The 25,686-nt window shown below is 33.4% G+C and carries 32 protein-coding genes and 1 pseudogene; 25 read left to right on the top strand and 8 right to left on the bottom strand.

What is annotated here, in order from left to right; genetic code table 11:
• The 12 genes and pseudogenes from A9G24_RS01745 to A9G24_RS01705 all read left to right on the top strand — a co-directional run.
• A partial coding sequence (locus A9G24_RS01745; RefSeq protein ID WP_141673028.1) for an IS3 family transposase occupies positions 1–623 on the top strand: 623 nt, incomplete at its 5' end.
• 119 nt (positions 624–742) lie between these two features.
• A complete protein-coding gene (locus A9G24_RS01740; RefSeq protein ID WP_141673027.1) occupies positions 743–1,180 on the top strand; it encodes a hypothetical protein in 438 nt (145 codons plus the stop codon).
• Between the two features lie 98 nt (positions 1,181–1,278).
• On the top strand, positions 1,279–1,518 hold the full coding sequence (locus A9G24_RS13265) for an RHS repeat-associated core domain-containing protein (protein ID WP_081303038.1): 240 nt from the start codon (positions 1,279–1,281) through the stop codon (positions 1,516–1,518).
• Positions 1,519–1,783: 265 nt separating this feature from the next.
• Positions 1,784–2,077, top strand: coding sequence for a hypothetical protein (locus tag A9G24_RS01735; RefSeq protein ID WP_065637502.1), 294 nt, complete (start codon positions 1,784–1,786; stop codon positions 2,075–2,077).
• 325 nt (positions 2,078–2,402) lie between these two features.
• Positions 2,403–2,717, top strand: a complete 315-nt coding sequence (locus A9G24_RS01730; protein ID WP_065637501.1) for a hypothetical protein — start codon at positions 2,403–2,405, stop codon at positions 2,715–2,717.
• Positions 2,718–2,889: 172 nt separating this feature from the next.
• Positions 2,890–3,360, top strand: a complete 471-nt coding sequence (locus A9G24_RS01725; RefSeq protein WP_065637500.1) for a hypothetical protein — start codon at positions 2,890–2,892, stop codon at positions 3,358–3,360.
• A gap of 185 nt (positions 3,361–3,545) precedes the next feature.
• Positions 3,546–3,953: an NTF2 fold immunity protein gene (locus A9G24_RS01720; protein WP_065637499.1), complete on the top strand. Its 408-nt coding sequence runs from the start codon at positions 3,546–3,548 to the stop codon at positions 3,951–3,953.
• 135 nt (positions 3,954–4,088) lie between these two features.
• Positions 4,089–4,211 (top strand): annotated as a pseudogene (locus A9G24_RS13260) (RHS repeat-associated core domain-containing protein); the annotation flags it as partial.
• A 66-nt stretch (positions 4,212–4,277) separates the two neighbouring features.
• On the top strand, positions 4,278–4,451 hold the full coding sequence (locus A9G24_RS12780; RefSeq protein ID WP_176701151.1) for a hypothetical protein: 174 nt from the start codon (positions 4,278–4,280) through the stop codon (positions 4,449–4,451).
• Positions 4,452–4,687: 236 nt separating this feature from the next.
• Positions 4,688–5,041, top strand: coding sequence for a hypothetical protein (locus A9G24_RS01715; protein ID WP_065637498.1), 354 nt, complete (start codon positions 4,688–4,690; stop codon positions 5,039–5,041).
• 169 nt (positions 5,042–5,210) lie between these two features.
• Positions 5,211–5,567 carry a hypothetical protein gene (locus A9G24_RS01710; protein WP_065637497.1) on the top strand — a complete coding sequence of 119 codons (357 nt, stop codon included), beginning with the start codon at positions 5,211–5,213 and terminating at the stop codon, positions 5,565–5,567.
• Positions 5,568–5,647: 80 nt separating this feature from the next.
• On the top strand, positions 5,648–5,998 hold the full coding sequence (locus tag A9G24_RS01705) for a hypothetical protein (protein ID WP_065637496.1): 351 nt from the start codon (positions 5,648–5,650) through the stop codon (positions 5,996–5,998).
• A 247-nt stretch (positions 5,999–6,245) separates the two neighbouring features.
• On the opposite strand, the gene A9G24_RS01700 is transcribed toward A9G24_RS01705, so the two are convergent.
• Positions 6,246–7,327 (bottom strand): IS3 family transposase gene (locus A9G24_RS01700; protein WP_442902746.1). Its coding sequence is split into 2 segments (ribosomal slippage): positions 6,246–7,081 and positions 7,081–7,327, totalling 1,083 coding nucleotides; the frame shifts between segments, so codons are not numbered across the junction.
• Between the two features lie 132 nt (positions 7,328–7,459).
• Between A9G24_RS01700 and A9G24_RS12775 the strand changes: the two genes are divergently transcribed.
• From A9G24_RS12775 to A9G24_RS01665, 7 genes are all read left to right on the top strand, one after another.
• Entirely contained in the window at positions 7,460–7,600 is a 141-nt protein-coding gene (locus A9G24_RS12775) for a TreTu family toxin (RefSeq protein WP_176701150.1), read from the top strand.
• Positions 7,594–7,866 carry an immunity protein TriTu family protein gene (locus A9G24_RS01690; protein WP_065637493.1) on the top strand — a complete coding sequence of 91 codons (273 nt, stop codon included), beginning with the start codon at positions 7,594–7,596 and terminating at the stop codon, positions 7,864–7,866. Before A9G24_RS12775 ends, A9G24_RS01690 begins: the two co-directional genes overlap by 7 nt.
• Before the next feature lie 266 nt (positions 7,867–8,132).
• Positions 8,133–8,525 (top strand): hypothetical protein, encoded by a 393-nt coding sequence (locus A9G24_RS01685; RefSeq protein WP_141673029.1) that lies wholly within the window; start codon positions 8,133–8,135, stop codon positions 8,523–8,525.
• A 79-nt stretch (positions 8,526–8,604) separates the two neighbouring features.
• Positions 8,605–9,057, top strand: a complete 453-nt coding sequence (locus tag A9G24_RS12410) for a hypothetical protein (protein WP_081303037.1) — start codon at positions 8,605–8,607, stop codon at positions 9,055–9,057.
• A gap of 336 nt (positions 9,058–9,393) precedes the next feature.
• Entirely contained in the window at positions 9,394–9,630 is a 237-nt protein-coding gene (locus A9G24_RS01675) for a hypothetical protein (protein WP_065637491.1), read from the top strand.
• A gap of 288 nt (positions 9,631–9,918) precedes the next feature.
• A complete protein-coding gene (locus tag A9G24_RS01670) occupies positions 9,919–10,284 on the top strand; it encodes a hypothetical protein (RefSeq protein WP_065637490.1) in 366 nt (121 codons plus the stop codon).
• 68 nt (positions 10,285–10,352) lie between these two features.
• The gene (locus A9G24_RS01665; RefSeq protein WP_141673026.1) at positions 10,353–10,967 is read left to right on the top strand and encodes a hypothetical protein; all 615 of its coding nucleotides are present in this window, start codon (positions 10,353–10,355) and stop codon (positions 10,965–10,967) included.
• A 674-nt stretch (positions 10,968–11,641) separates the two neighbouring features.
• Here the strand turns inward: A9G24_RS01665 and A9G24_RS01660 are convergent.
• The 4 genes from A9G24_RS01660 to A9G24_RS01645 form a co-directional block, all read right to left on the bottom strand.
• The gene (locus A9G24_RS01660; RefSeq protein ID WP_065637488.1) at positions 11,642–11,941 is read right to left on the bottom strand and encodes a hypothetical protein; all 300 of its coding nucleotides are present in this window, start codon (positions 11,939–11,941) and stop codon (positions 11,642–11,644) included.
• A 204-nt stretch (positions 11,942–12,145) separates the two neighbouring features.
• On the bottom strand, positions 12,146–12,562 hold the full coding sequence (locus A9G24_RS01655) for a hypothetical protein (RefSeq protein ID WP_065637487.1): 417 nt from the start codon (positions 12,560–12,562) through the stop codon (positions 12,146–12,148).
• A 203-nt stretch (positions 12,563–12,765) separates the two neighbouring features.
• Positions 12,766–13,530 (bottom strand): type I 3-dehydroquinate dehydratase, encoded by a 765-nt coding sequence (gene aroD, locus A9G24_RS01650; RefSeq protein ID WP_065637486.1) that lies wholly within the window; start codon positions 13,528–13,530, stop codon positions 12,766–12,768.
• 100 nt (positions 13,531–13,630) lie between these two features.
• Complete coding sequence (locus A9G24_RS01645; protein WP_065637485.1) at positions 13,631–14,503, bottom strand: shikimate dehydrogenase; 873 nt, start codon at positions 14,501–14,503, stop codon at positions 13,631–13,633.
• A 174-nt stretch (positions 14,504–14,677) separates the two neighbouring features.
• Between A9G24_RS01645 and A9G24_RS01640 the strand changes: the two genes are divergently transcribed.
• The 4 genes from A9G24_RS01640 (at position 14,678) to radA (ending at position 19,941) form a co-directional block, all read left to right on the top strand.
• Positions 14,678–16,021, top strand: coding sequence for a Na+/H+ antiporter family protein (locus A9G24_RS01640; protein ID WP_065637484.1), 1,344 nt, complete (start codon positions 14,678–14,680; stop codon positions 16,019–16,021).
• Between the two features lie 33 nt (positions 16,022–16,054).
• Positions 16,055–17,344, top strand: coding sequence for a 16S rRNA (cytosine(967)-C(5))-methyltransferase RsmB (gene rsmB / locus A9G24_RS01635; RefSeq protein WP_065637483.1), 1,290 nt, complete (start codon positions 16,055–16,057; stop codon positions 17,342–17,344).
• Positions 17,345–17,577: 233 nt separating this feature from the next.
• Positions 17,578–18,552 (top strand): phosphoserine phosphatase, encoded by a 975-nt coding sequence (gene serB / locus A9G24_RS01630; RefSeq protein ID WP_065637482.1) that lies wholly within the window; start codon positions 17,578–17,580, stop codon positions 18,550–18,552.
• Positions 18,553–18,561: 9 nt separating this feature from the next.
• On the top strand, positions 18,562–19,941 hold the full coding sequence (gene radA, locus A9G24_RS01625) for a DNA repair protein RadA (protein ID WP_065637481.1): 1,380 nt from the start codon (positions 18,562–18,564) through the stop codon (positions 19,939–19,941).
• 99 nt (positions 19,942–20,040) lie between these two features.
• On the opposite strand, the gene ppnN is transcribed toward radA, so the two are convergent.
• On the bottom strand, positions 20,041–21,417 hold the full coding sequence (ppnN, locus tag A9G24_RS01620; RefSeq protein WP_065637480.1) for a nucleotide 5'-monophosphate nucleosidase PpnN: 1,377 nt from the start codon (positions 21,415–21,417) through the stop codon (positions 20,041–20,043).
• A 226-nt stretch (positions 21,418–21,643) separates the two neighbouring features.
• Here ppnN and A9G24_RS01615 point away from each other — a divergent pair, with 226 nt between their 5' ends.
• Positions 21,644–22,441 carry a hypothetical protein gene (locus A9G24_RS01615; protein WP_065637479.1) on the top strand — a complete coding sequence of 266 codons (798 nt, stop codon included), beginning with the start codon at positions 21,644–21,646 and terminating at the stop codon, positions 22,439–22,441.
• Positions 22,442–22,478: 37 nt separating this feature from the next.
• Positions 22,479–23,465: a putative type VI secretion system effector gene (locus A9G24_RS01610; RefSeq protein WP_065637478.1), complete on the top strand. Its 987-nt coding sequence runs from the start codon at positions 22,479–22,481 to the stop codon at positions 23,463–23,465.
• Positions 23,466–23,778: 313 nt separating this feature from the next.
• Here A9G24_RS01610 and A9G24_RS01605 read toward each other — a convergent pair whose 3' ends face one another.
• Complete coding sequence (locus A9G24_RS01605; RefSeq protein WP_065637477.1) at positions 23,779–24,303, bottom strand: hypothetical protein; 525 nt, start codon at positions 24,301–24,303, stop codon at positions 23,779–23,781.
• Between the two features lie 505 nt (positions 24,304–24,808).
• On the bottom strand, positions 24,809–25,686 hold an 878-nt coding region (gene tuf, locus A9G24_RS01600; protein ID WP_065637476.1), incomplete at its 5' end, for an elongation factor Tu.

Genomic DNA, 25,686 nt, shown 5'->3' with positions numbered 1-25,686 from the left:
ATCGCATCAGAAAGCTCGGCTATAAATGGAATCATAAACGGGTGTATCGGGTGTATTGTGAGTTAAAACTTAATATTAGAGCTAAACGTAAAAAACGTATCCCCCAACGAACACCAGAAAAGCTATTGGTTCCTAATAAACAAGGTGAATGTTGGTCAATGGATTTTATGAGTGATAGTAGCTGTAATCAACGTCGCTTTAGGACATTCAATGTCATCGATGACTTTAATCGTGAGGCGTTAGGTATTGATATTGCAGTAAGCTTACCAGCAGGAAGGATTACCCGTTACTTAGATAAACTGGCTGAATATCATGGGTATCCATTAAAAATACGCGTCGATAATGGACCAGAATTTACAGGAAAAACCTTTATAAACTGGGCTAAATCACATGATATAGCCATTGATTATATCCAGCCCGGTAGCCCATATCAAAACGGGTACATTGAACGATTTAATCGTACCTATCGTACTGAAGTACTCGATTTATATCTTTTTAACAACTTAGCACAAGCAAGGAGAATAACCGAAGAATGGTTAACGATTTATAACACCGAAAGACCGCATGAGGCATTAAATAACATGACGCCGATTGAGTATAAAACACTAAAACAAACAGCATGATTTTCTACTTGAATCTTGTACTAAGTTTGGGGTATTTACAAATTCAATGACCTATGACTTCAAAGAAGAGCGATATCTAAAGATTATTGATCCGTTAACAAATGATCACCACATATATTATGAATAATAAACTCGAAAAAAAATTACTTTATATAAAAGCAAAAGAATATGTTAGCCAATTAAAAGGAATTGAATCATTTACAATTTCATATGTTAATGATGAAGATTTTGTTTGGTATAAAAAACAGCTTAAACTTTTTTTCAAGATTGAGCAAATTGATAGTAGAATGACATTGGAGCATCCAATTAGCAAAAAAAAGCTGATTGAAATTGTTAATAACATTTTGAAAAATAATGGCTTTTCAAAGTGCATTCAACTATTTGAAGAAAAAATTGCTATTCACTTAAATATTAATAATCTAGATGAATTTTTAAATAGTATATTTAGATACAATCAAACTTTTGATTTATCATTATTGTTTTTAAAGCCAGAAAGGATACTGGTTATTAATGATGATGAATATGAAGTACATCTTCATTATTGTATAAACAATTAGAAATATGCAGTTAGGGCACACTAAAAGAGCTAACCAACGAAAACAGCGTAATCGTCTGAGAATGCAGCTATCAGCTATGGGGTAAGCGCATTTAGGAAATTGAGCATCAATCAATAGAGCAAAATCTCAGATATCAAGGACAATATTTACACAGAAAAACCGGCTTACATTGCAATACTTTCAGGTATTATCATCCAGATATTGGTAGATTTACTCTGCCAAGCCCGATTGGGTTGCAGATGACTCGAATCTGTACCAGTATGCAGCTATCCCGCCTTGACTTGGGAGATCCTTGTGGGAAGTTGTTTAAAAATTCATTCGTGAATAAAAGAAAGTAATAAATTTGTTAAAGAAGCCGAGATTACAGGAAAATCGCATTAATCAAGAATCGATCATTTAACAGAACAACTTTTTTAGGTAATAAAAAACTATTAGAACCAAATCTATAGGTCATAGAATTTCTCAAACTAGAGCTTAAAATGAGGATCATTTATTTCATGAGCATAAATGATGGTATGAAATATTAAGTAAATCTAATAAGGCTAATCAGTAAACAGTGATTAATGAAGTTTTAAAAGTATTTGGTAAAGGAAATTAGGAATTATGAATATTAAAATTTTAAAATATGGTCAAGATGTTAATGTGGTAAATGATAATGTTGATGTTGAAGTTTGTTTAGATAATGGAAAGCGGTATGTTGCAACATTTTTCACTATCGAAAATATAATTTCAATTTTGAGTAGGTATAAAGAGACAAAAGAGTGTTGTAATGGTTTATATTTTTGGGCATCAAATATGATTATTGTTGAAAGTTTGGATAATAATGTAATAAATAAAACAATACAGGATTTGATAAAAAACGAAGAATTTCATCATGCTTTTTCATTATTAACATAATTAATAAATTTAGAAAAGATCGTGCACCTAAATCTGCATTATCAAATAGAGATTATAATGTTAGAATTAAATCATCTTGTTATATAATTATATGAAAATATTTAATTTATTGAATATAAATACCATTATGACATCATGAACGACTGGTGAGCAAAAAATACAGCAAACAGGGACAAAATGACTACCGCTGCGACCATTTCTGAATGGCGACGGGAAAATCTAATCGATGCAAACGGCAAAATATTATGGGAATGCAACTATCTACGGTTTTAGTGATTGTTAATCGGCATATAGTGTTCCTATCAAGTTAAAATATGAGGTATTTATGGCTTTAGATTTTATGGCATCAAATAATCAAAAGAAAATAGATGAAAACACACCGATATTTTCACTTGGAAAATCTGATCATGATTTATTATTCAATAATGCGATACCATTAAATCAATACCCAACAATAAAAAAATTTCATAATTATTATGCTGATAATACTGTGTTATATGGAGAAATTCAGCCTTTAATAAAGGAATTAAAAAGGCTTATTAAAACAAAAAAGTTACAGCTTGAATCGATTAGTTCTTTTATTGATTTTTTAGAAAAATCATTTAATGATGGTTTAAATATATACATATGCTGTGACTAGACAGCTTGATTCATACATCAAAGTCAAATCTGAACGGTTGTCCAGAAGAGTTTAGCAATGTAAACAGTGAAATACGATGGGAATGTAGCTATCAGCCTGATGGACTGATAAAAATAACTGATATTGTAAGACCAACCTATTACAGCCTATCCCTATATTCCTGGAGATTAAAATGGAAACTATATTTGAGATTAACTATAAAAATCCTATAGGCAATATTGATGATGAACTAACTCCTTTTCAATATGCATTGGAAGAATTGAGAAGATATGCTGATCCTGAGTTTTACATTAAACTGAAAGACGACTATAGAGTACATTTTTACATTTATGCAGACATAACAGCATTTTATGAAGAGATTGTTAAATCTGTCAAACGAGTAAAAAATAATTGGACAGGTAAAGATGATATTTGGTTTTGTGAGCAAGGTTCTGATTTTTACTTCTATTATGACATTAAAGATAAAGGTGTAGAACTTGAATATAAGAAGGGACCAGATGTAGGCATATATAATGGAAAAATTCCTGATATGAAACTTGTTATCCGTAAATTAGAGTACGTACAGGTTTGGGAAACTTTATTTAAAGAATTATCTACGCTTATTGAAGAAAAACTTAATAAAAAAATTAATTTACCCTTTTAATAATGTTTAAAAGTATTTAATTGGTTTGGAAAGTATAAATATCAGTCCAAGGACCTTGGACGGATCAGCAACAAACAACCACGTTGTTATGGCAATGGTGGTACCAGTCCAACCGAAATAGAATACTCAGTTTTCCAAGATGGGAAAATGCGTTAAATCATGTTTTTAAAAATGAGGCGAACTAAATGGATATTGAAATTGCGAAAAATATATTAAAAGAATTTATTATTGCTATGAATCATTGGGAAGTTCATTATTATCCATTAGTAAAAAATGATTCATCAAATGATATTCGTTTAAAAATGATGAATGATTTAAATTTTATATTTAATAAATTTTGCACAAAAAAAGAACGAAAATATGGTAGGCAAATTTCATTAGGGTGTGGAAATCCGCCTGAATATTCGCCAGATGAAAAGATATTAAAAATTGAAGAATTAAAAGGTAATAAAGCAGCTATTTATACCCAAGAACAACATGGGGTTGAAGATCAATTTCGCTATACTCTACATTATACAAATCATAAGTGGCGTATTGATAAAAAAGAAGTTTATGATGACTCTGACAAGAAATGGAAAAAATATGTACTGTAACAGATAAAAACAAAAGCTAGCTTATGACCCGATCGACAACATCAGTATTATCAATTTGTCTACTGTCAACCAAATACGATGCAAAACACCACTTTAGGAAAACAAGTACGAATCAATAGATCAAAATATCAAATATTACAGGGACAATATTTAGACAGAAAAACCAGCTTACATTACAATACGTTTAGGTATTATGATCCGGATATTGGTAGATTTACTTAGCTCGTCCGGATTGGAATGCTGGGCGAACTTAATCTGTAGCAGTATGCGCCTAAAGGGTTGACTTGGATTGATCCTTAAGATTCTCAAAGGCAGGGGGATCACATGGTTTTAAGCTCTTTTGGGCAATTTAAACAATTTGGTCAAACATTACAGGCTGGTCTGAGTAAATTAGGATATCCTAGCCCGTTTTCATACATGCAAGAAAGTTCTGTATCTGGTGTAAGCTTCTCTACAGGACAACCTTTTGTGTTGGCCTTGTTAGTGATTTTGATGTAGCTATATCATATCCAGAGTTATATCAGAAAGCAGAATACTTAGGGATAGGAAAAGGTGGACGAACTGGACCAATTAATATGGGTAGTGATACGACTAAAAAATTAGGTATAGATAATATTCTACAAAGATTATCTAGAATATCTGGAGATAGGCCTGTAAATGCTATGATCTTTAAGACTTCAGTTGAAGTCAAAGCTAAAGGAATCAGAATTCCAGGGAAATGTGGCGGGCGATAAATGAAAAAATTATATTTTCTAAAATACGGCAGTAATAAATCTAAAAAAGAGATAAGTGAATTGTTGAATAATAAATGGGATATAACTTGCTCTGAACATGATAGCTCTTATTTTGGGGTGTACTTCTCTTACTGTGGTCTTTATGCGGACACATTAACTATTACAGATAATTATATCCCGCTATCCGACGAGTGGTTAGATGAAGAAAATAAAGAATTCTGTACATTAATAAAAGTATCTTTTATCAATGGAAAAAATGCTGATAAATTAAGTAAATATAACTTTTTAAAAAATGTACTTAATCAGGTCAATATTCTATCGATGATAAGTGACGAATATTTTGAAGAAAATTAATCACTAAATAACATGACACCGATTGAGTATAAAACACTAAAACAAGCAGCATGATTTTCTACGTGAGTTGTGTACTAGGTTTGGGGTATTTACAAAACAATAATGGAGAGAATTTAAACGTGATAGAAACGCAGCCCATATTCCATTAGATGGATCAGGATATTAATTTATGAACGAGAATATACTATATAATTTTTTGAAAAATAAACCATCCCTTTTACATTATGATGATGAACTAAAGCTAATAGGTATTATGACTAAACTACCTATGAGTTGGCTCATTAAAAATAAAAAGGAATTTATTTGTGCTTTAGACCAATTATATGACTCACATACGGATGGTGGATTTTTATTACAAGAGGAATGTGACGATATTATATTTGATAATTTTTGTGAATGGCTAAGAGAAGTAAATAATAAAGCCGGCATAGCGACATTAATGTATATTGATGATTTTGATCCGAAAGCACTAGGACTAGATGAATTTAGAAAAAATATTAGAAAAGATGAAAATACAAATAAGTAAGATCTAAACAATAATGGAGAGAATTTAAACGTGATAGAAATGCAGCCCATATTCCATTAGATGGATCAGGATATTAATTTATGAACGAGAGTATACTATACAATTTTTTGAAAAATAAACCAACCTATTTAGATTATGATGATGAACTAAAGCTAATGGATATTATGACTAAACTACCTATGAGTTGGCTCATTAAAAATAAAAAGGAATTTGTTGATGCTTTAGAGGAATTAGAGATCTCACATACAGAAACTGGATTTTTATATCAAGAGGAATGTGACGATATTATATTTGATAATTTTTGTGAATGGCTAAAAGAAGTAAATAATAAAACTGGCATAGCGACATTAATCTATATTAAAGATTTGAGTTCGGAAGGACTAGATGAATTTAGAAAAAGTCTTAGTAAAGATGAAAATACAGATAAGTAAGATCTAAACAATATTAGATCTAAATCTTTATACGTCTTGAATTGGTATTTAGGGGTAAAATTATCATAATTTATTAAGAAAAATGTTTAGTCAATAAATAGTTAACAAAATAAAAGGCTATTCATTAATACTAGAAAGTACCGGAAGAATTAACCGATGCAAACGGTGAAATACTGTGGGAATGCAGCTTTCAGTTATGGGGAAAACTGTAAATATCCCAAACTTAGTACACAGCTCACGTAGAAAATCATGCTGCTTGTTTTAGTGTTTTATACTCAATCGGTGTCATGTTATTTAATGCCTCATGCGGTCTTTCGGTATTATAAATCGTTAACCATTCTTCGGTTATTCTTCTTGCTTGCGCTAAGTTGTTAAAAAGATATAAATCGAGTACTTCAGTACGATAGGTACGATTAAATCGTTCAATATAGCCATTTTGATAAGGGCTACCGGGCTGGATATAATCAATGGCTATATCATGGGATTTAGCCCAGTTTATAAAGGTTTTTCTTGTAAATTCTGGCCCATTATCGACCCGTATTTTTAATGGATAGCCATGATATTCAGCCAGTTTATCTAAGTAACGGGTAATTCTCCCTGCCGGTAAGCTTACTGCAATATCAATGCCTAGCGCCTCACGATTAAAGTCATCGATGACATTGAATGTCCTAAAGCGACGCTGATTACGACTACTGTCACTCATAAAATCCATTGACCAACATTCACCTTGTTTATTGGGTGCTAATAACCTTTCCGGGCATCGTGGAGGAATGCGCTGTTTACGCTTTACCCTGAGATTAAGCTTTAATTCACAATACACCCGATACACTCGTTTATGATTCCATTTATAGCCGAGCTTTCTGATACGATTAAAGCATTTAGGAAAGCCCCAGCGTAAATGCCGGTCTGTGATAGCATTCAATACCGAAACAATCACCGAATCATCCAGTAACTTAGGTTGATAATAGTAAGCACAACGGCTTAAGCCAACAATGGCACAACTCATAGCAATAGTAACAGAATGATTTTGTTGTAGTTGCTGTGCCCACGTTTTACGTGCCCCAGTTGGCACTAAAGCTTTTTTATGATTTCTTCCTGAAGCTGGGATTTTAAGCTCAGTTCGGCAAACATCTGCTTAAGCTTACGGTTTTCAGCCCCAAGCTCTTTTAAGCGTTTTATATCCGACGTTTCCATTCCGCCGTATTTTTCTCGCCATTTATAGAAAGTTGAATTTGCCATGCCATATTTACGGCAGAGTTCCTTGACAGGAATACCCGCTTCAGCTTCTTTTAAAATAGAGACGATTTGATGTTCAGTCATTTTTTTCATAATTAAATCCTCTGTGGGTTAATAAAGAGAATTTTCTACTATTTTACTGTACTATTTTAAGGGGTAGTTACAAACTCACGTAGCTTATTCAGCAGATGTTAATACTTTTGGTAAATAAGCAAAAAATGGAGGATGGCAAAAATAGTAGGACCAAATTATTTAGAAGGTTGCTTAGCGCAACGTAAAGGATTCCCTGTACCTGAAATGCCTAAAGCAAGTAACATTTGTGTTAAGGCAGAAAAAAGCAATGGAGAAATACAATCAAAATGTTAAATAAATTTAAATTTTGGATATCCAAAAATACTAACTACTCTTATGTTTATCATAAAAATGATTTATCAGAAAGTATCGTTATCGATTTTGAAAATGATATTTATATTGCTCGATTTACTGTTTGGGATGATCTAAGTTGCATGTCAGAAATAATAAATTTAAATACTGATCAATATAAAATTAATAAAAGAGAAGAATTTACTTCACTTGATGAATTGCTATCTATATTTAGAATTTTTTCAGATTATTTAAATATAAAAAATTAAAATAAAAAATATATTTTTACACATTTATATTATTAAAGATTTTATTGGATATCATGAACCATTGAAAAAATAGATTGATGTAGAAGAAGCTATTGATAAACTAATTTCGCCTGAATTAGATTGCAGACAAGAAATTATAAATAAATTCCTAGAATTAGGTATAACAAAAGATAATACTTTAAACAAAACAAAACAAAAAAATTTGAAAATATCGTAGAACCATGACTAAAGATGACGCATTAAATTTCTTATCAAGACATCAGCCTATGCCTTCTGATAAAGATCTAACTCAAGATATCATTGATAAATATGACGACGTAAGAAAATTTTTTATTAAAAACCCAGATAAAAGAGCAATTGAGTTATTTTTAAGATCTTTTGGTGAGGGTGATGGATGGGGGGTATATCAGCTAGTAGAGGATTTTTTTTATCAATGCGATGATATTGATGTTAAAAAAGAGATCAAAAAAGTTCTTGAAGATACAACAATACCCGACAATATTAGGTATTGGGCTACACAAATAGCCACAGCTTTTAGTGATGAAATATTAAGAGATGGACTTCAAATATCTTTGTTATCTAAAAATATCGATATAAGAGATGTCGCTAAGATAGCAATTAATCAATTAGATGAATGTCAAAAAAATAAAACTAATTAGCATTGTAAATGGAAGCATAAAGCAATCCATATAAACACACTAGTCATAATGTTATAAATATAGTAGGGGATGTAGATAAATGTTAAATATTAATGAAATTCGAGATTTTATAAATAGCTCATTATATAAAACGGCATTAGATAAATTGGAGAAAAAATATAAAATTACAACAAACGGAAAAGAGTTACCATCGGTATTGTTTGAATATGATGCAAATAAAATAAATTTGTCTGGTGTCACTTTATCTGATTTAGAAAACATATTGTCGAATAGTCTTGCTTCTTTTTTGAAATATATAGCGATTAAGTTAATCGTCCTTCTTGATGAACCAGATGAACAAGAAGGGAATGATGAAAAGGATGTCACTATTGCAGTTGATGCGCCCTATGAAGATTTTCTTATTATTCATTTATTAGAATATTATTTACTTACTAACGATGTTGATAACCTGATTAATTATCTAAAAAAAATAAAAATACCTTATAGTAAGAAATATTGTGGACAGTTAAAGAAAATATATGCATTACTTTAATAAAAAAATCGGCAAGATTTACAATCTTTAGCGATAAAAAAGTGAATGAACTTATACATAGGCTTATCATCATTCATACGTAAATAATCGAGAGACTATTAGAAAAATAAAAAAGCGTGATTTACCCACTGATATACAAAAAAAGTATTATCACAAGATGCACATAAAGATTATTTTTTATGTTTGGATTATAGTCGTCTTTATGTGGCTAAGAGATAGGAATATCTAAAATTTCATCTAGAGAGGTTGCTCCAAAAATGCCGTTTTCAACTACTTTAGAGCGGTGTTTTACAACTAAAACCAGTGGTAAGTCGATAAAATTAAGGTATAAACAATATGAATACAGAAGAAATCAAAACCAAATACGGTATAATTTATGCACGAAGCGCATTAATGTTATCTGACGTTAAATTAGAATGTATACCATTCACTTTGGTTGTTGATACATCATTAGCGTTATCGTGCTGTAAACCGAAGATATCGAATGTTCCAGAAGTTAAAGTTACATTTACTTTCAGTGATATTTATAGTTTATTTATAAAATGGATGAGTACCCTTATGAACAATATTTAAAATCTAGTTTCGATTTAGTTGATGAGGTTCATAAAAAAGGCAGGCAACGTATAGTACTTAGTACTTATGATCATATTTTTGATGTAATAGGTAGATACGAAATTAAATATTACTAAAAATAAAACCATAAAAGCTGGTTCTATAATTAAATGTATGTAGGATAAAGAGCTAAGACAACGCTAGTAGCAATTAAGTTAATAAAAGTTTAATGTCAACAATGGCGGGGGGTGACCCGATTATGGGTATGGGGCGCTAATATTAAAATGGGCTTGCAAGATGGAGAGTTAGATGAATATACATAAAAGATGGTTAACTTTTGTATTAATTGATAATAATAATTCATTTAAAGAAATGCTGACTAAGATAGAACAAGCATTTAAATGTAAATTATCCTGTAAAGATGAAAAAGGTCGTTATATTGCTAGAGCTGAATTGGATAATTTTAGTATTGCTGTTATTGACAAAATTGATAGGCTTAGTGAATTATTATGCGATGAACATTATACCTTTGAAATAACAATAATTTCTGATAAATACTTTAATTCTAAATTTGAAAGTTATATAAAAGAAATCCTAACTAATAATTTCATACAATGGGAACGGCCAATTTGGGCGCCTTTCGAAGTTACTCCACTGAGTGAGCGAAATAATTAAATACTCCCTAAAGGAAATATCATGAGTGTGAAAAATAATGGTAAGTTTACTGGTATAGGTGCATGCTAGTGACGCAATTAGAAAAAAATCTTGATCTTTTAAAGATTCTTACTTACAAAATTAAAACTTGGGATAGAGGAAATGATTATATAGCGCTATCAAAGCTGATATCTGATTTAGAAAAACTTACTAGAAAAGAATACTCTTTGTATTATAAAAAGTTTTTCACTGATATCTCATTAGCTGAACAATTAATCCAATTGTATAAAAATGAAAATTTAAACAAAGAAACCATTATAAATATCGTATCTTGTATAGGTAATATGATAGAACGATATAGCCTGCCTCCTTTAAATGATTTTTTTGATTTTTTCAATGAATTAAAAACTATTAAGAAAATTGATTACTATGTTTCTTTATTTATTACTGAATTTCCTCAGTTTTATAAGGACAACAAAAAATGGGATTACCTATTATCAATTCTAAATATAAGTCCTAAAGCGAAATCAGAAAGAAATTTTTACATTGAAATAAAAAAGATTTTAAATCGTAATGAATCCATTCCAAATAACTATATAGATCTATTTATCGCTTCTTTTGAAGAAATGTATAATAAAGCTAAAAATGATTTTTATAAAAATGATTATAAAGAAATAATTTTGAAGCTAAGCAAGTTAAAATAAATTTTTTAAAATAGAATATACAGTTTTTGGATTGTGTAACTATAATGATTAATTTAATAATTACTTCTGATACTATTCGTGTATCAAAAAGTAAAATATCAACTCAAGTATTTTCGGAAATATATTTTCAAATCGGAGATATTTGCTTTCCAGACGAAAAATGGGACGATTTCACAGTAATTATATTAAACTGATGGTTAAAAGAAGCTCATAAAATTCAACAAAAGAACATAGTCCATTTTATCTTTATGGATGGACCATTCTATTTTGAGTTTTTTTAGTTAATAAAATTTGTAGTATCAGATTTATAAATAATAGGTATGATAAACACGAAATAGTATATAGCGGTGCAATAGCTCCAATCATTTGTTTAAACTATTAATGAAAAATGCAAATTTATTAATTCGTAACTTACCTCGTGAAGCAGAAGAATTAAGAGACGTAAAAGAGTTAAAAGAAAATTTGAAATTAATACAAAATGAAAGTAAATATTTTCGAGATTGGATTTATTGATACAAATATTTTAGTATGATGTATTTTTATACCGAGTAAATAATTTAAACCTTAAGTGGCAATATGTGTGATGAATACATCTATCACACCAAGAATTGGAATTTGAATGAGTAAATTAAACATATTCCAGCTAACTTTAAATAAAAGTTATTATAGATACATCAATTCTTCCATTTTTGACCTCTAACATAAGCTATTAGTTCATTTTTATTGTGTGGCTCATCAGGAATTTTCAAAAATGAATCATAGCTACAATAACCAATAATCGATGATTCTATATCCGCTAAATAATCAAAAGCAGCTTCAGGTATATCATCATAATCCGAATCAGATAAGTTATCTTTTATATATACAAAAGCAAAGTTATATATTCTGTGCCTATCCCATTTAGAACGTACTAATTGCTCAAAGAATAAATTCATTAACCGCTGTGAATTATCATTTATATCCCATAAGCGCATTATTTTTTTTAAATCTGCAAATGCCTTTTTTCATCAATGAAATCGCAATACATATTGACAAATAGCTCCACGAAGAATGTAACGTTTGAGACTGACCTAATAAACATCAGTAGCAAAAGCCTGTTGTTATTTCTTAAGGTGCCGTATATCTTTCCCCTTTGGCAGACTCAGTTTTAGTGGGTAAATACGTTATCCTGATTTTGTTTAGATTTTTATTCCTTTATATACATAAATAGGTTTCATTGTTCCTCTTTCGCCATTTTCGCCAAGACAAAAGGTAAAATCTTTATTAACAAAATAAGTAGCCGGAAATAAACCATCACGTCTATTTTCAAGATAAGATAAAAAATTTTTTAAAGAAGATAAATATAGCTGCATATTCTTTCCTTTTCCATCAACTAGTATATAACCCTGTATATTTATATCCATATCAAGATGGCGAATATCCATTGCTCCTTGGGGCGCCATGTATTGATTCCACAACGGACCATGGGTTTGCATATCTTGTTTTATAAAAGGCTTTCTAAAATTATGAATAATCGCTTTTCTAATTTCAACTGCCTTATTGTTCTCAATTTCAATATCAAAAAACTTGGTATATGTCGAAAATAATATGTTCATATGTTAATGCCATATGTCAAAAATACGTGTCTGTCTGCAATTATATCTTTTTATTCGTTGAAGCTCATCAAATGGGACTGTACCTATGATAACCATAGCTATGGTATTCAAATTCGATATAAAATACCTTCTAGTGTGTTGCAATGCGTTCGTTTATTGTAAAAGTAGAAGATCAACAGCCCCTAACCTAGTGATTTAAGCGATTAACTGTGGCTTTGATATAATGCGTCTAAAATATATCGTAATTGTTTGACATCTAATTGACCGGGTGCTGATGCATTTTTAGCAGCACCAAAGGTCATTGCTGAGCCAAATGTTGAACCTGCTATACGGCTAACAGCGCCAAGACCGGCCATCGACATGGTAATAATGGGTTTTGTGGCGTATTTTTCGTTCATTTCAGTTGTTGCAGCAAGCAAGGTTAACACATCATTAGTTGTTTGTGGCATGACGGCAATTTTAGGTATATCGGCACCAAGGTCTTGCATCTTTCTTAATCGATAGATGATATCGCTTTTAGCGGGGGTTTTTTCAAAATCATGGTTTGATGCAACAACAAATACTTGGTTTTTGTGTGCAACAGTAATCATATCTTTTACGTAATCATCGCCAATAAATAATTCGACATCAATCAAATCGACAAGTCCACTACAAGCCATTTCTTTGTTTAATTCAATATATGATGTTAATGGCCATGGTTTGACACCACCTTCATTTGCGGTTCTAAAGGTGAATAAAAGCGGTTTATTCGGTAATAAATCGCCTATTGTCTTTGCTATCTCTTTGACTGCATTGATATTATCAACGTTCGTAAAGTGATCAACGCGCCACTCTAAAACATCAAAATCAATAGATTGTAAAAACTTAACTTCATCAATTAATTCCGCTTTAGTTTTACCGATAATTGGCACAATAATTTTGGGTGCGCCCAAACCGATCTCAAGTTGTTTGATAGTGACTGTTTTCATTTTATATCCTGTTAATCGCCGTTGCTTTTATTATAGGGTTTTATTTTATGGGTTAGATCAAATAAAACAAGTTGATGTAATGTAATAACACTTAATTCAACTAATCATTAAAGCCCATTTGTTCTTTCACATATTCAATGGGGGCCTCTTCACCTGTCCAAATTTTTATTTGCGCAGCGCCTTGCCATAACATCATACCTATACCATTTAATGTTTTACAGCCTTGTTGTTCAGCTATTTCGAGTAGTTTTGTTTTACGTGGACTGTAAATACAGTCTGTAACAACAAGATCAGGATTTAACATTGTTGGATCAGTAATTAAGCTTTGTCCTTCTAATGGTTTCATCCCCACACCTGTTGCATGACAAAGAACCGCACTCGTTGCAATTTCTTGGCGTAGCTGATCTTTATCAGCCAGATCGATAACACGCACATGACATTGGGTATTTTGATTCAATTTTTTTGCAACCGCTTCGATCTTGGCATAGCACTCATCTTTTTGGTTAAAGATGGTGATCTCTTTTACACCATCAAGCGCAGCTTGTGCCACAATGGCTGTCGCAGCGCCACCCGCACCAAGGATAGTTATTTTTTTTCCTATCACATTAATGTTGGCTTCTTTAAGCATACGCATATAACCCATTCCATCAGTGTTATAACCAGTTAAAACCCCATTATCATTTGAAATAGTGTTACATGCTCCACTCAATTCGACAGCTGGTGTTAGCTTATCAAGATATTGGCAGACAAGCTGTTTATTAGGCATAGATATCGCACTACCACGTAAACCCAATGCTCGAATTCCTTTAATTGCATCAGGCAGTTTTTTTTGATCAACTTCAAATGCTAAATAAACATAAGGTACATTCAGTTTAGCATAAATGGTATTTTGCATTTGAGGGGATAAACTATGGCGAATAGGGTAAGCCATTAAACCAATTAATAAAAAATGTCCGTCTATATTATTTCTCATTCACCGCACTCCACAATAGCCTTATTTGCCTATAAGGCTTTCTATTTTTAACATTCTTTAGCAACACGCGTTTAGTTTTATATATTAAGAAGAAGTGAGTATACACTATTGATTGCACTTTCAATATCTATCACCTAAAATAATAAGCTTTGCTTCTCAACTAAGAATCTATTTATGAATACAGTGCTTGATTTGTTCTCGTCAATAAATGCAGTTGTGGTTGCGGTAATTTGTATGTTAATTTTATCTCTTTGCCGTGTTCATGTCGTTATTAGCTTAATTATTGGTGCATTTGTTGGTGGGCTATTTAGCCATTTATCGTTGAAAGAAACCATTGATGCATTCAATACTGGGATCAGCAATGGGGCAAATATTGCGCTTTCTTATGCGATGTTAGGTGCATTTGCAGTGGCAATATCAAAATCTGGCTTACCTGAATTATTGGCAGATAAAGCGATCAAGCAGCTTACCTCAAGCGATGCGAAAAAACGTATTAAATGGATTTTGATAGTCATTATTGCGTTAGTTAGTATTTCCTCACAAAATGTTATTCCTATTCATATTGCCTTTATTCCACTTTTAATTCCGCCACTTTTATATGTGATGTCGCGATTACAGCTCGATAGAAGGATGATAGCTTGTATTATGACATTTGGGCTAATTACGCCTTATATGTTTTTACCGGTGGGATTTGGGAATATCTTTTTAAATCAAATATTATTAAAAAATATTACTGCATCAGGTATGGATGTGAGCCATGTTAATGTGATGCATGCAATGGCCATTCCAGCGTTAGGTATGTTTATGGGGTTATTATGGGCGATCTTTGTCAGTTATCGTAAACCTAGAGAATATAAAATTATTCGAGGCGTAGCGAATTTAGATGCGTTAAACAATGTGAATAAGCGCTCACTGATTGTTTCACTACTGGCCATTGTTCTTTCCTTTACTGTTCAGCTTTATACTGGATCGATGATTTTAGGGGCTTTAATTGGTTTTATTTGCTTTATTGTATCGGGTTCGATTAAATGGGGCGAAGCGGATGGTGTTTTTACTGATGGCATCAAAATGATGGCAATGATCGGTTTTGTGATGATTTCAGCACAAGGCTTTGCCGAAGTATTAAAACAGACTCATGAAATCGAACCACTAGTGATTCATAGCGCAGCTTTATTTGCTGGCAATAAAGTGATTGCTGCTTTTGTTATGATGTTGATTGGGTTGATTATTACCTTAGGTATTGGCTCATCATTTTCGACAGTCCCTATTATTGCTGCCGTTTATGTGCCTCTTTGTGTGCAGCTTGGCTTTTCGCCAATTGCAACCGTCTGTTTAATTGGCGCATCTGGTGCAATTGGTGATGCAGGATCGCCGCCATCAGATACCATTTTAGCCACTTCTTCAGGGCTAAATCATGATGGGCAACATGACCACATTCGCGATAGCGTTATCCCAACATTTACCCATTTTAATATTCCGTTATTTATTGCTGGTTGGGTTGGATCATTAATTTTATAATCAGCATATTTTTGAATTTAGGTCACTATCATTATGAATAATCGATCACATCAAAATATTCGAGCTATTTGTGCACAAGCTATTTTTAATGTGCTAGAAGAAGGGCAATCATTAAGTGCGACATTGATAACTTTAAATTATAAAATAGCCGATAAAGATAAAGCGTTGGTGCAAGAGATCTGTTTTGGTGTGATGCGAGTATTACCAGAACTTAATTTTTATATTCACACCTTAATGAGTAAAGTGTTAACCGGTAAAAATAGAATTTTGCACTATTTATTGTTAGTGGGAATTTATCAGATTCTTTATACCCGAATCCCAGAACATGCCGCAGTTGGCGAAACAGTGAATGCTGTCAACACACTGAAAAAAACACAGCTTAAGGGTGTAATCAATGGCGTATTACGCGAATTTTTACGCCAGCAAACCTCATTACAACAGAAATTTACGCAAGATAGCAAGCAACAAAACCAGCAATCATTACACCCAAATTGGCTGTTAACTCGCCTTAAACATGCCTATCCACAGCAGTGGCAGGCTATTGTTAATGCTAATAATCAAAAGCCACCCATGTGGTTACGGGTTAATCTTAATCGATATACAGTCACTGAGTACCAACAATTACTTGCTGAGCAACAAATTGAGTCTGACACCTTTGCTGAACTACCTAGTGCACTGCGATTATTGTCGCCAGTCAATGTGACTAAATTACCATATTTTGATAATGGCGCTGTTACGGTACAAGATCTGTCCGCTCAATATGCAGCTTATTTGTTAGCACCACAAAATGGCGAGCATATTTTGGATATGTGTGCAGCACCTGGTGGTAAAACCACACATATTTTAGAAGTTGCCCCAAAAGCACAAGTTTTAGCTGTTGATATTGATCCTAGTCGAGTTAAGCGCATTCACGAAAACTTAACACGCTTAAATCTACACGCCAAAGTTAAAATTGGTGATGGATTAACCCCAGAACAATGGTGTGAAGGACAACAATTTGATCGCATTTTGCTTGATGCTCCTTGCTCGGCAACAGGCGTTATTCGCCGACATCCAGATATAAAATGGCTAAGAAGAGATAGCGATATAGCGCAGTTAACTGCATTGCAATATGCGATTTTAAATAACATTTGGGCATATTTAAAAACAGGTGGTACTTTGGTGTATGCCACTTGTTCCATTCTACCAGACGAAAATAAATTACAAATAGAGCGTTTTTTGCAAGAAAACACCCGCGCTAAATTACAAGGTGATCTTAAACAATTTTTACCTACTGAAAATGGTGGTGATGGCTTTTTCTATGCAGTATTAAAGAAAATATAATTCATTTGCTTGTGTTTAATTAAGTAAGTCTATTTTATTTATCAATTGATGACTATAAATAGACTAGCACAAACTATAACGCGTCAAGTTTAAATTTTATTTTGTCAAAAAGTTTCAGGTAACATGGCGTTTTAGTATAAAAGCACGTAGAGAATAACGAAATCCGAACTTGGACAATCTGTAGTAGTTATGGTAAATTTTGGGCTTGTTTTATGTTCTGAAGACTTTCTAATATGGCTTACACGCTCACCTACAATGATTTACCTGAAAATATCCAACATTGGCAAGGATTACCACTTTCATTAAATGGTTGTGAAGTGGTTCCTTTAGATTATAATGCCGGTAAAACAGGTTGGATTATTTATGGCAAAAAATTAAATAAAACAGTCTTATCAAAATTCCAAGATCAACTTGCTATGCCTATGGTGATTGTATCATCATGGAAAATCAAAACCTATCAGATTGTTCGTATTGCCGGTGTCATGCCGAAAAAAGCCAAGAGTATTTCATTAACATTAGGTATCGATGTTTCGCCAATAGACAATTTACCCACGCTCCGTTCATCGGGTTTATTGGTGATGGATATGGACTCAACAGCTATTGGCATTGAATGTATTGATGAACTGGCTAAATTGCATGGTGTCGGGCAGCAAGTTGCGGACGTGACTGAACAAACGATGCGTGGTGAACTTGATTTCGCAACGAGTTTGCGCAAACGTGTGGCAACGTTAAAAGGTGCACATCAAGATCTTTTACAGCAAGTAAAAGACAACTTACCTCTTACGCCTGGGTTGACCTATTTAGTAAAAGAATTGCACAAAAAAAATTGGCATGTTGCTATTGTGTCAGGTGGCTTTACCTATTTTGCTGATCACTTAAAGCAAAAGTTAAAATTAGTTGAAGTTTATGCCAATGAGTTAGAAATTAAACATGGCAAGTTAACCGGTAAAGTGAATGGCCAAATTGTTGATGCAAAATATAAAGCAAGGACATTACAACAATTAGCTGCAACACTTAATATCCCCATTGAGCAAACAGTGGCAATTGGTGATGGAGCCAATGATTTAATGATGATTCGTATAGCGGGTTTAGGCGTTGCCTATCATGGCAAACCCAAAGTAGTTGAAAAGGCACGAATCAGTATTAATTATGCTGATTTAACGGGTTTATGGTGCATTTTATCAACCAGTTTATTAAGTGAAGGTTAGGAGATTAAATTGGCAAAAGCGGTAAAGCGAGCTTATGTTTGTAATGATTGTGGCGCAGACTATCCGCGTTGGCAAGGACAATGTAGTGCTTGCCATGCATGGAATACCATAACTGAAGTGAGGCTTGCAAGTACCGCTTCGCGTAATGATAGATTGACCGGTTATGCGGGTAGTGGCATTGGTCAAGCAAAAATTCAAAAATTATCTGAAATCAGCTTAGAGGCACTGCCAAGATTTTCAACAGGTTTTTCAGAATTTGATCGTGTGCTTGGTGGAGGCGTCGTACCGGGTAGCGCGATTTTAATTGGGGGTAATCCTGGTGCAGGTAAAAGTACGTTGTTACTGCAAACCATGAGTAAGCTATCATCACAAATGAATACACTTTATGTAACAGGTGAAGAATCACTTCAACAAGTTGCGATGCGTGCACATCGCTTGGGTTTACCGGCAGATAATATCAATATGCTGTCCGAAACAAGCATTGAGCAAATTTGCCTGCTTGCCGAACAGTCACAACCTAAACTTATGGTAATTGACTCTATTCAAGTGATGCACCTTACTGATATCCAATCATCCCCCGGTAGTGTTGCACAAGTTCGCGAAACAGCTGCCTATTTAACGCGGTTTGCTAAAACGAAAGGAATTGCCATTATTATGGTTGGGCATGTAACCAAAGATGGTTCGCTAGCAGGGCCAAAAGTACTTGAGCACTGTATTGACTGTTCAATTTTATTAGATGGTGATGCTGATTCTCGTTTTAGAACGCTACGCAGTCATAAAAATCGCTTTGGGGCGGTGAATGAACTGGGGGTATTTGCGATGACTGAACAAGGTTTAAAAGAGGTTAGTAATCCATCCGCAATCTTTTTAAGCCGTGGCGATGAGATGCTACCGGGTAGTTCGGTCATGGTACTGTGGGAAGGTACCCGACCATTACTGGTTGAAATCCAAGCACTTGTCGATCATTCTATGTATGGTAATCCAAGACGTGTAACCGTTGGATTAGATCAAAATCGACTGGCATTATTGCTTGCGGTATTACACCGGCATGGCGGGTTACAAATGGCCGATCAAGATATTTTTGTTAATGTGGTTGGGGGGGTTAAAGTCACCGAAACTAGTGCGGATTTAGCATTGATAGCGGCGCTGGTATCCAGTTTTCGCAATCGTCCGCTACCACAAGATGTTGTTATATTTGGTGAAATTGGCCTTGGCGGTGAAATTCGACCTGTACCGAGTGGGCAAGAACGCATATCTGAAGCCGCTAAGCATGGTTTTAAAAAAGCAATCGTGCCAATCGCTAATATGCCCAAGAAAAAGCCCGAAAATATGCAGATTTTTGCCGTTAAAAAAGTTTCAGAAGCATTAGATATTTTAGGTGATTTTTAAAAATCATCTCAATTATCAATCGTTAAAATTATTCCGCCGAGGTTTATCGGCGGTTAAGATTGGATTTATTTTCGATTAAATTTGCGACGAATATTATTTTTAATAACAAATTTCATAGCAAGGTTGATAAGCACTTCCCCCTGGTAATTTCATTCGGTCTTGTTTAACAAAACTACGCAATAAATTATCAAGTTGCTGCATAATTTCAATATCACCTTGTAATTTATATCGACCATGTTCGCTAATTTGTTTCATACCAAACTCTTTCACGTTACCAGCAACAATACCAGAAAATGCACGGCGCAAATCAGCGGCTAATAGTTCGACAGGTTGATCACGATGAAGATTTAATGACGCCATATTGGTGTGCGTTGGCTCAAAAGGATGTTGTAGCGATTCATCAATTTTCAGTAGCCAATTAAACCCATAAGCATCGCCGGTTTTTAAGCGTGAAGATTTAACATGTTTAACGCCATCTTTCATAATACGTGCCACTTGTTCGGGCGAGTCGATCACGATTTGGTAAAGCTTGGTTGCCTCATCACCTAATGTGCTACGAATAAAATTATCTATTGATGCAAAATAGCCCTCGCATTCTTTAGGTCCTGTCAAGATAAGAGGAAGTGTTTGTTGTTGATTAGCTGGGTTTAATAAAATACCCAGAATATAAAGTAACTCCTCGGCAGTACCCGGTCCACCCGGGAAAATGATAATGCCATGCGCCATGCGCACAAAAGCTTCAAGGCGTTTTTCGATATCAGGCATAATGATTAGTTCATTCACTAGCGCATTAGGCGGTTCCGCTGCAATAATTGATGGCTCGGTCATACCAATAAAGCGGCTGTCTTTATAACGTTGCTGTGCATGACCAACCGCAGCGCCTTTCATTGGCGCTTCCATCACACCAGGACCACAACCGGTACAAATGTTCAGCTCACGTAAGCCCAATTGCATGCCCACTTGGCGAGCATAATAATATTCGTTTTCGTTAATTGAATGCCCACCCCAGCAGACAACTAAATTGGGTTCTTCCCCCACATGGAGCGCATTGGCATTACGTAAAATTGAAAAAACCAAGTTTGTAATATAAAACGAATGATCTCTTTCAAATTTGATATTAGAGATAAGCTCTTTAACAGCGCTGATTTGACTATTTAAAAAAAGGATATCACGTAATACAGCAAACAAGTTGGCTTGGATCGAACGAATAATTCGCCCATCAACAAAAGCGCTTTCTGGTGCGTTAACTAATTCTAATTTAACGCCACGCTCTTTACTAATGACATTAATTTCGAAAGACTGGAATCTATCTAATAGATCTTTTGTATTATCAGTCTTAATTCCAGCATTAAGCGTGGCCAATGAACAATTTCTAAACAATTTATAAAGCTCGCTATTGGCTGATTTTTTTAAAATATCGACTTCAGCTTGAGCAAGTAAATCCATGGATCCGAATGGGCTAATATGGGTGATCATTACAACCTCCATTTGTTGTTTTTATCGACAAGGCGACCATTATATACTCAAACTGATTGAATAAGTAAAGTTGATAACTTCAAATATCTTTTTTAGTTGATTGATATTTTTAATATGATTAGAATTATGCTTTTTTGATAACTTCTCTTGATAGTGGATTAAAAGATAAGATTGATATCTCAAAAATAATATTTAATAATAATCAATTAATTAATGAGAGTGATTTGTGAAGAATGATTTTTGTTTATTAAAAGGAACAGTCAGTTGTTTAACGGTAAGCCAAAATAACCAAGAAACTGACACTAAGTTGACGGCGACGGATCGAATAGAAAAAGATCTTTATGCGGTGTTTTGTTCAATTATAGCATTGATTTGCTTTTTTATTTGTTGTCGCCCACCTTTAAAAGGGCAACGCTTTTGTTGCCAGATCGGCAATAAAAAAGTAGAGGGAAGGCTTAACACGATTGGTTTTAATGAGGGCGATTATGTTGAAATGCTTGTTAAGCCACAAAAAAATGATGTTTATCAGCCTTATGCCGTACGAATTCCAAAACAACATGCGATAATTTTCCCACAAAATATTGGTTTAACAACCTTCGCACTTTTAAAAGTTAGTTTTATTTTGATGACGATATTTGCCGTTGTTATCCTGCTTTTTTTGTTAATTATTGAACTATTTAACGGTTGTTCATTAAATTATATTTTTAACATATTTAAATACAGTTTTTTGGGTTGGATCATTGCAATTATTGCTGTTTTTTTGATAGGTGGAGGAGGATACTCTTTTATTTCCAATCAAATTTATGCCTGTTTGGGGTATGAAAAACCGTGGAAATATGATTCTGAAAAAGAAAAGGAACGCTTTAAAAAATTGTATCGAATCAATGATCCTGAAATATTTAACGATCCACAGAGCCCTGACTTTGAAAAGTTAAAAGAATTTAAAGCATTAACAGATTACTACTGTAGAACGCCAACTTTACCTAATTGGGTTAAAGTCATTGATGAACGAAACAAAAAATAACAAATAATTGAACAGATAAATATAAGGAATAAAAAATATGGAACAGAATATAGGCGCTAACCATTATTACCAAATTATTACTGGTTATATCACCGATCTGGAGGTCTATGACACGCAAGAAAGTTATCTTAATGCTCGCAAACTAGCTGGACGCTCTGATGTCAATTTACTAACAATAGGGCATTTAGATTTAGTTTCTATGGCTAATAGTATGAAAATAACTGCAGCAAAAATTGAAAACACTGATTACGACACAACCGATATTGAGCAGTATTTTTGTTGTAAATTAGGTGATAAGGTGATTGAAGGCGCATTTTGTCGAACCTTTTTTAATGAGGGAGACTACGTGGAGGCGGTTGTTGATCCACTAGCTGGTGGAACCTATTTTGCTTATGCATTACGCCGTCCTGCCGATAAGCTTTTATGGTTACATCCTTATGCAACAGAGGGAACAGAAGCTAACAATACAAAACTAAATATACCTATTTTACCGCTTATTTTCCTTATTGGTGCTGGAGGATTGGGGGCATTTACTTTCTTTTATTTTGTAGTAATGGCCTTTTCTAAAAATAATTTTTCGCTACTTCTTATGGCTGCTATGGGATTAGTATTTCTTTTACCTGGTTATCTAGCCTTTTCTGCATTAAAAAAATCAAATTCCGGTTCTGCTATTGCTGATAAGATTTTTGCGACTTTGGGGTATAGTAATCCTAAAACGTTTGATATTGAAAAAGAATATAATGTTTTTGTCGACAAATTATTCGATTTATATAAACAATATTGTGAAAATCACAATGGATATTTAACGACTGATGAAGATACATATAATGAGTTTATTGATCATTATATACATCAGCAATCAGAAGATGATACTCAGGACGATATATTACTAAAACAATATTTACGTCAAACCAAAAAAATAGACGGGATTCAATGGGTATTCTTTTATGTTAATGCGCCAACCATCCCTAGCTATATTAACGTTATTCATACCGAAAGCAGCAATGACAAAAGTGGGCAATAACTATTATTGTTAGTTTTCACCACTTTTAATAACGTCCAAAAAACAAAAACACGGGAAAAATCCCGTGTTTTTCATCATTTATGTTTGATCTGCTTAATTGGTTCGTAATCAATTTCCTGAATGCGTCTACCCCAGAGCCGATAGCTATGTTCTCATAATATTTTGCCATTTTATCGGTCAACTCTTCCTGACAACCGTTCAGATTGGTAAGGAAGGAGCGAATCTGTTATTCTTGGTTATCATTTGCGTCTAGTGGTTCATACTTATCTGGTGCGGTGAGGATAAAGAAATTAATCAAGCTATATAGTAGCTACTACTTAAACTTTATAATGTCTATATTATTATTTAGATATTTACGATTTTCCATAATATGATTATTATCATTCCATATTCTTAATTCATAAAAATTCTCTGTTGGTAAAATTGAAAACCCAAAAGAGTTATTTATGGCAAAGAGCAAACACTCTAGCGTCTTGTTACTATTCTTTACTTTCATATTCCAAAATAATGTTGGATTTTGCTTAATGTTATTAATATGCAATTTTAAATAATAATATGTATTACAAGTGATAATTTGGAAAACTACTAAATCATTATTATTAATACTACTCAAAAAATTACAAAATCGGCTAAATAATAAATTTTCATTTACTGATAAATCAACAAGCTGATATTCAATATTATCAATAAATTTTGACAAAAAAACATTATAATTATGCAATTCAAACGTTATTGAATCACTATCAATCCGTAATTTATTTGAGATATTTTGAAGAATTGCCTTTTTTTCTTTTTCAATAACTGATAATTTCAATTTTTCTTTTAAAGATAATGACATTATTTTCTGCCTTTAGCGTTTGTAATTCTCTTCATATTTTTAGGAGTATGCCCACCATGTTGATTATACATTACTTTTATTGGAGAGGTGCACTTTGCTATAAATACGGCAGTATGCAAAACGCAGATATCAAAGGTTTAAAAGAACTCTAGGCGAAAAATCGAAAGCTTAAACTGGTTTGCTGAACTGAGTTTAAAATAATAGCTTCAACAAAAAATTATAAAAAACTGTAGTGCCCATCTATGCAAGTAAAAATTGGGAAGAAAAGCTACAAGCCACTCAATCTATCTCAATTGCCATCAATTGAGCAATATGGCTGAAAGCATTACGTTGGAGTTGGTTTTTTTAGCATAGAAGAACTTCTCTTATAATGGACTCCTCTCTATTAGATCAAAGAACTCGCCAAAAAGCGAGTTCTTTGTCATCAATCTGAGGTGCACAATGTGCACCTTTTTTACTAATTATAAAGCGCATCAATAGCTGCGCTTTATGGTAGCAAGTTAAATTACTTAATAACTTTAGCAACAACACCAGCACCAACAGTACGACCACCTTCACGAATCGCAAAACGTAAACCTTCAGCCATCGCGATTGGGTGAATTAATGATACTGTCATTTTGATGTTATCACCAGGCATGACCATTTCTACACCTTCTGGTAATTCGATAGTACCTGTTACGTCAGTTGTACGGAAGTAGAACTGTGGACGGTAACCTTTAAAGAATGGTGTATGACGACCACCTTCATCTTTACTTAAGATATACACTTCTGATTCAAAATCAGTATGTGGTGTAATTGAACCTGGTTTTGCAAGTACTTGACCACGTTCGATTTCTTCACGTTTTGTACCACGTAGTAATACACCAACGTTTTCACCCGCACGACCTTCGTCAAGTAATTTACGGAACATTTCAACACCAGTACAAGTTGTTTTAGTTGTCGGTTTGATACCCACGATTTCAACTTCTTCACCAACTTTGATAACACCGCGTTCAACACGACCTGTGACCACTGTACCACGACCTGAAATTGAGAATACATCTTCAATTGGTAATAGGAATGGTTTGTCGATATCACGTTCTGGCTCTGGGATATAGCTGTCTAATGCTTCAGCTAATTCAACAATTTTGTCTTCCCATGCTGCTTCGCCTTCTAACGCTTTAAGCGCTGAACCACGAATAACTGGTGTGTCATCACCTGGGAAATCGTATTGAGATAGAAGTTCACGTACTTCCATTTCAACTAATTCTAATAACTCTTCATCATCAACCATATCACATTTGTTTAAGAATACGATGATGTAAGGAACACCTACTTGACGACCTAAAAGAATGTGCTCACGAGTTTGTGGCATAGGACCATCTGTTGCTGCTACGACTAAGA

The organism is Gilliamella sp. App6-5, from assembly GCF_001690525.1.
Lineage (GTDB): Bacteria > Pseudomonadota > Gammaproteobacteria > Enterobacterales > Orbaceae > Gilliamella > Gilliamella apicola_H.
The sequence above is the reverse complement of the archived record's forward strand: the minus strand, read 5'-3'. Positions and strand labels throughout refer to the sequence as shown.

Excerpts from the sequence above, each read along its gene's own strand:
- ppnN (WP_065637480.1), bottom strand. The coding sequence starts at position 21,417 with ATGATCACCCATATTAGCCCATTCGGATCCATGGATTTACTTGCTCAA.
- A9G24_RS01690 (WP_065637493.1), top strand. The coding sequence starts at position 7,594 with ATGTTAAATAAATTTAAATTTTGGATATCCAAAAATACTAACTACTCT.
- A9G24_RS01685 (WP_141673029.1), top strand. The coding sequence starts at position 8,133 with ATGCCTTCTGATAAAGATCTAACTCAAGATATCATTGATAAATATGAC.
- aroD (WP_065637486.1), bottom strand. The coding sequence starts at position 13,530 with ATGAAAACAGTCACTATCAAACAACTTGAGATCGGTTTGGGCGCACCC.
- serB (WP_065637482.1), top strand. The coding sequence starts at position 17,578 with ATGGCTTACACGCTCACCTACAATGATTTACCTGAAAATATCCAACAT.
- A9G24_RS01735 (WP_065637502.1), top strand. The coding sequence starts at position 1,784 with ATGAATATTAAAATTTTAAAATATGGTCAAGATGTTAATGTGGTAAAT.
- A9G24_RS01645 (WP_065637485.1), bottom strand. The coding sequence starts at position 14,503 with ATGAGAAATAATATAGACGGACATTTTTTATTAATTGGTTTAATGGCT.
- rsmB (WP_065637483.1), top strand. The coding sequence starts at position 16,055 with ATGAATAATCGATCACATCAAAATATTCGAGCTATTTGTGCACAAGCT.
- A9G24_RS01675 (WP_065637491.1), top strand. The coding sequence starts at position 9,394 with ATGAATACAGAAGAAATCAAAACCAAATACGGTATAATTTATGCACGA.
- A9G24_RS01670 (WP_065637490.1), top strand. The coding sequence starts at position 9,919 with ATGAATATACATAAAAGATGGTTAACTTTTGTATTAATTGATAATAAT.
- A9G24_RS01710 (WP_065637497.1), top strand. The coding sequence starts at position 5,211 with ATGAACGAGAATATACTATATAATTTTTTGAAAAATAAACCATCCCTT.
- A9G24_RS01740 (WP_141673027.1), top strand. The coding sequence starts at position 743 with ATGAATAATAAACTCGAAAAAAAATTACTTTATATAAAAGCAAAAGAA.
- A9G24_RS12780 (WP_176701151.1), top strand. The coding sequence starts at position 4,278 with ATGGTTTTAAGCTCTTTTGGGCAATTTAAACAATTTGGTCAAACATTA.
- A9G24_RS01655 (WP_065637487.1), bottom strand. The coding sequence starts at position 12,562 with ATGAACATATTATTTTCGACATATACCAAGTTTTTTGATATTGAAATT.
- A9G24_RS01705 (WP_065637496.1), top strand. The coding sequence starts at position 5,648 with ATGAACGAGAGTATACTATACAATTTTTTGAAAAATAAACCAACCTAT.
- A9G24_RS01720 (WP_065637499.1), top strand. The coding sequence starts at position 3,546 with ATGGATATTGAAATTGCGAAAAATATATTAAAAGAATTTATTATTGCT.
- A9G24_RS01715 (WP_065637498.1), top strand. The coding sequence starts at position 4,688 with ATGAAAAAATTATATTTTCTAAAATACGGCAGTAATAAATCTAAAAAA.
- A9G24_RS01725 (WP_065637500.1), top strand. The coding sequence starts at position 2,890 with ATGGAAACTATATTTGAGATTAACTATAAAAATCCTATAGGCAATATT.
- A9G24_RS01605 (WP_065637477.1), bottom strand. The coding sequence starts at position 24,303 with ATGTCATTATCTTTAAAAGAAAAATTGAAATTATCAGTTATTGAAAAA.
- A9G24_RS12775 (WP_176701150.1), top strand. The coding sequence starts at position 7,460 with ATGGCAAAAATAGTAGGACCAAATTATTTAGAAGGTTGCTTAGCGCAA.
- A9G24_RS01660 (WP_065637488.1), bottom strand. The coding sequence starts at position 11,941 with ATGCGCTTATGGGATATAAATGATAATTCACAGCGGTTAATGAATTTA.
- A9G24_RS01640 (WP_065637484.1), top strand. The coding sequence starts at position 14,678 with ATGAATACAGTGCTTGATTTGTTCTCGTCAATAAATGCAGTTGTGGTT.
- A9G24_RS01610 (WP_065637478.1), top strand. The coding sequence starts at position 22,479 with ATGGAACAGAATATAGGCGCTAACCATTATTACCAAATTATTACTGGT.
- A9G24_RS01730 (WP_065637501.1), top strand. The coding sequence starts at position 2,403 with ATGGCTTTAGATTTTATGGCATCAAATAATCAAAAGAAAATAGATGAA.
- A9G24_RS12410 (WP_081303037.1), top strand. The coding sequence starts at position 8,605 with ATGTTAAATATTAATGAAATTCGAGATTTTATAAATAGCTCATTATAT.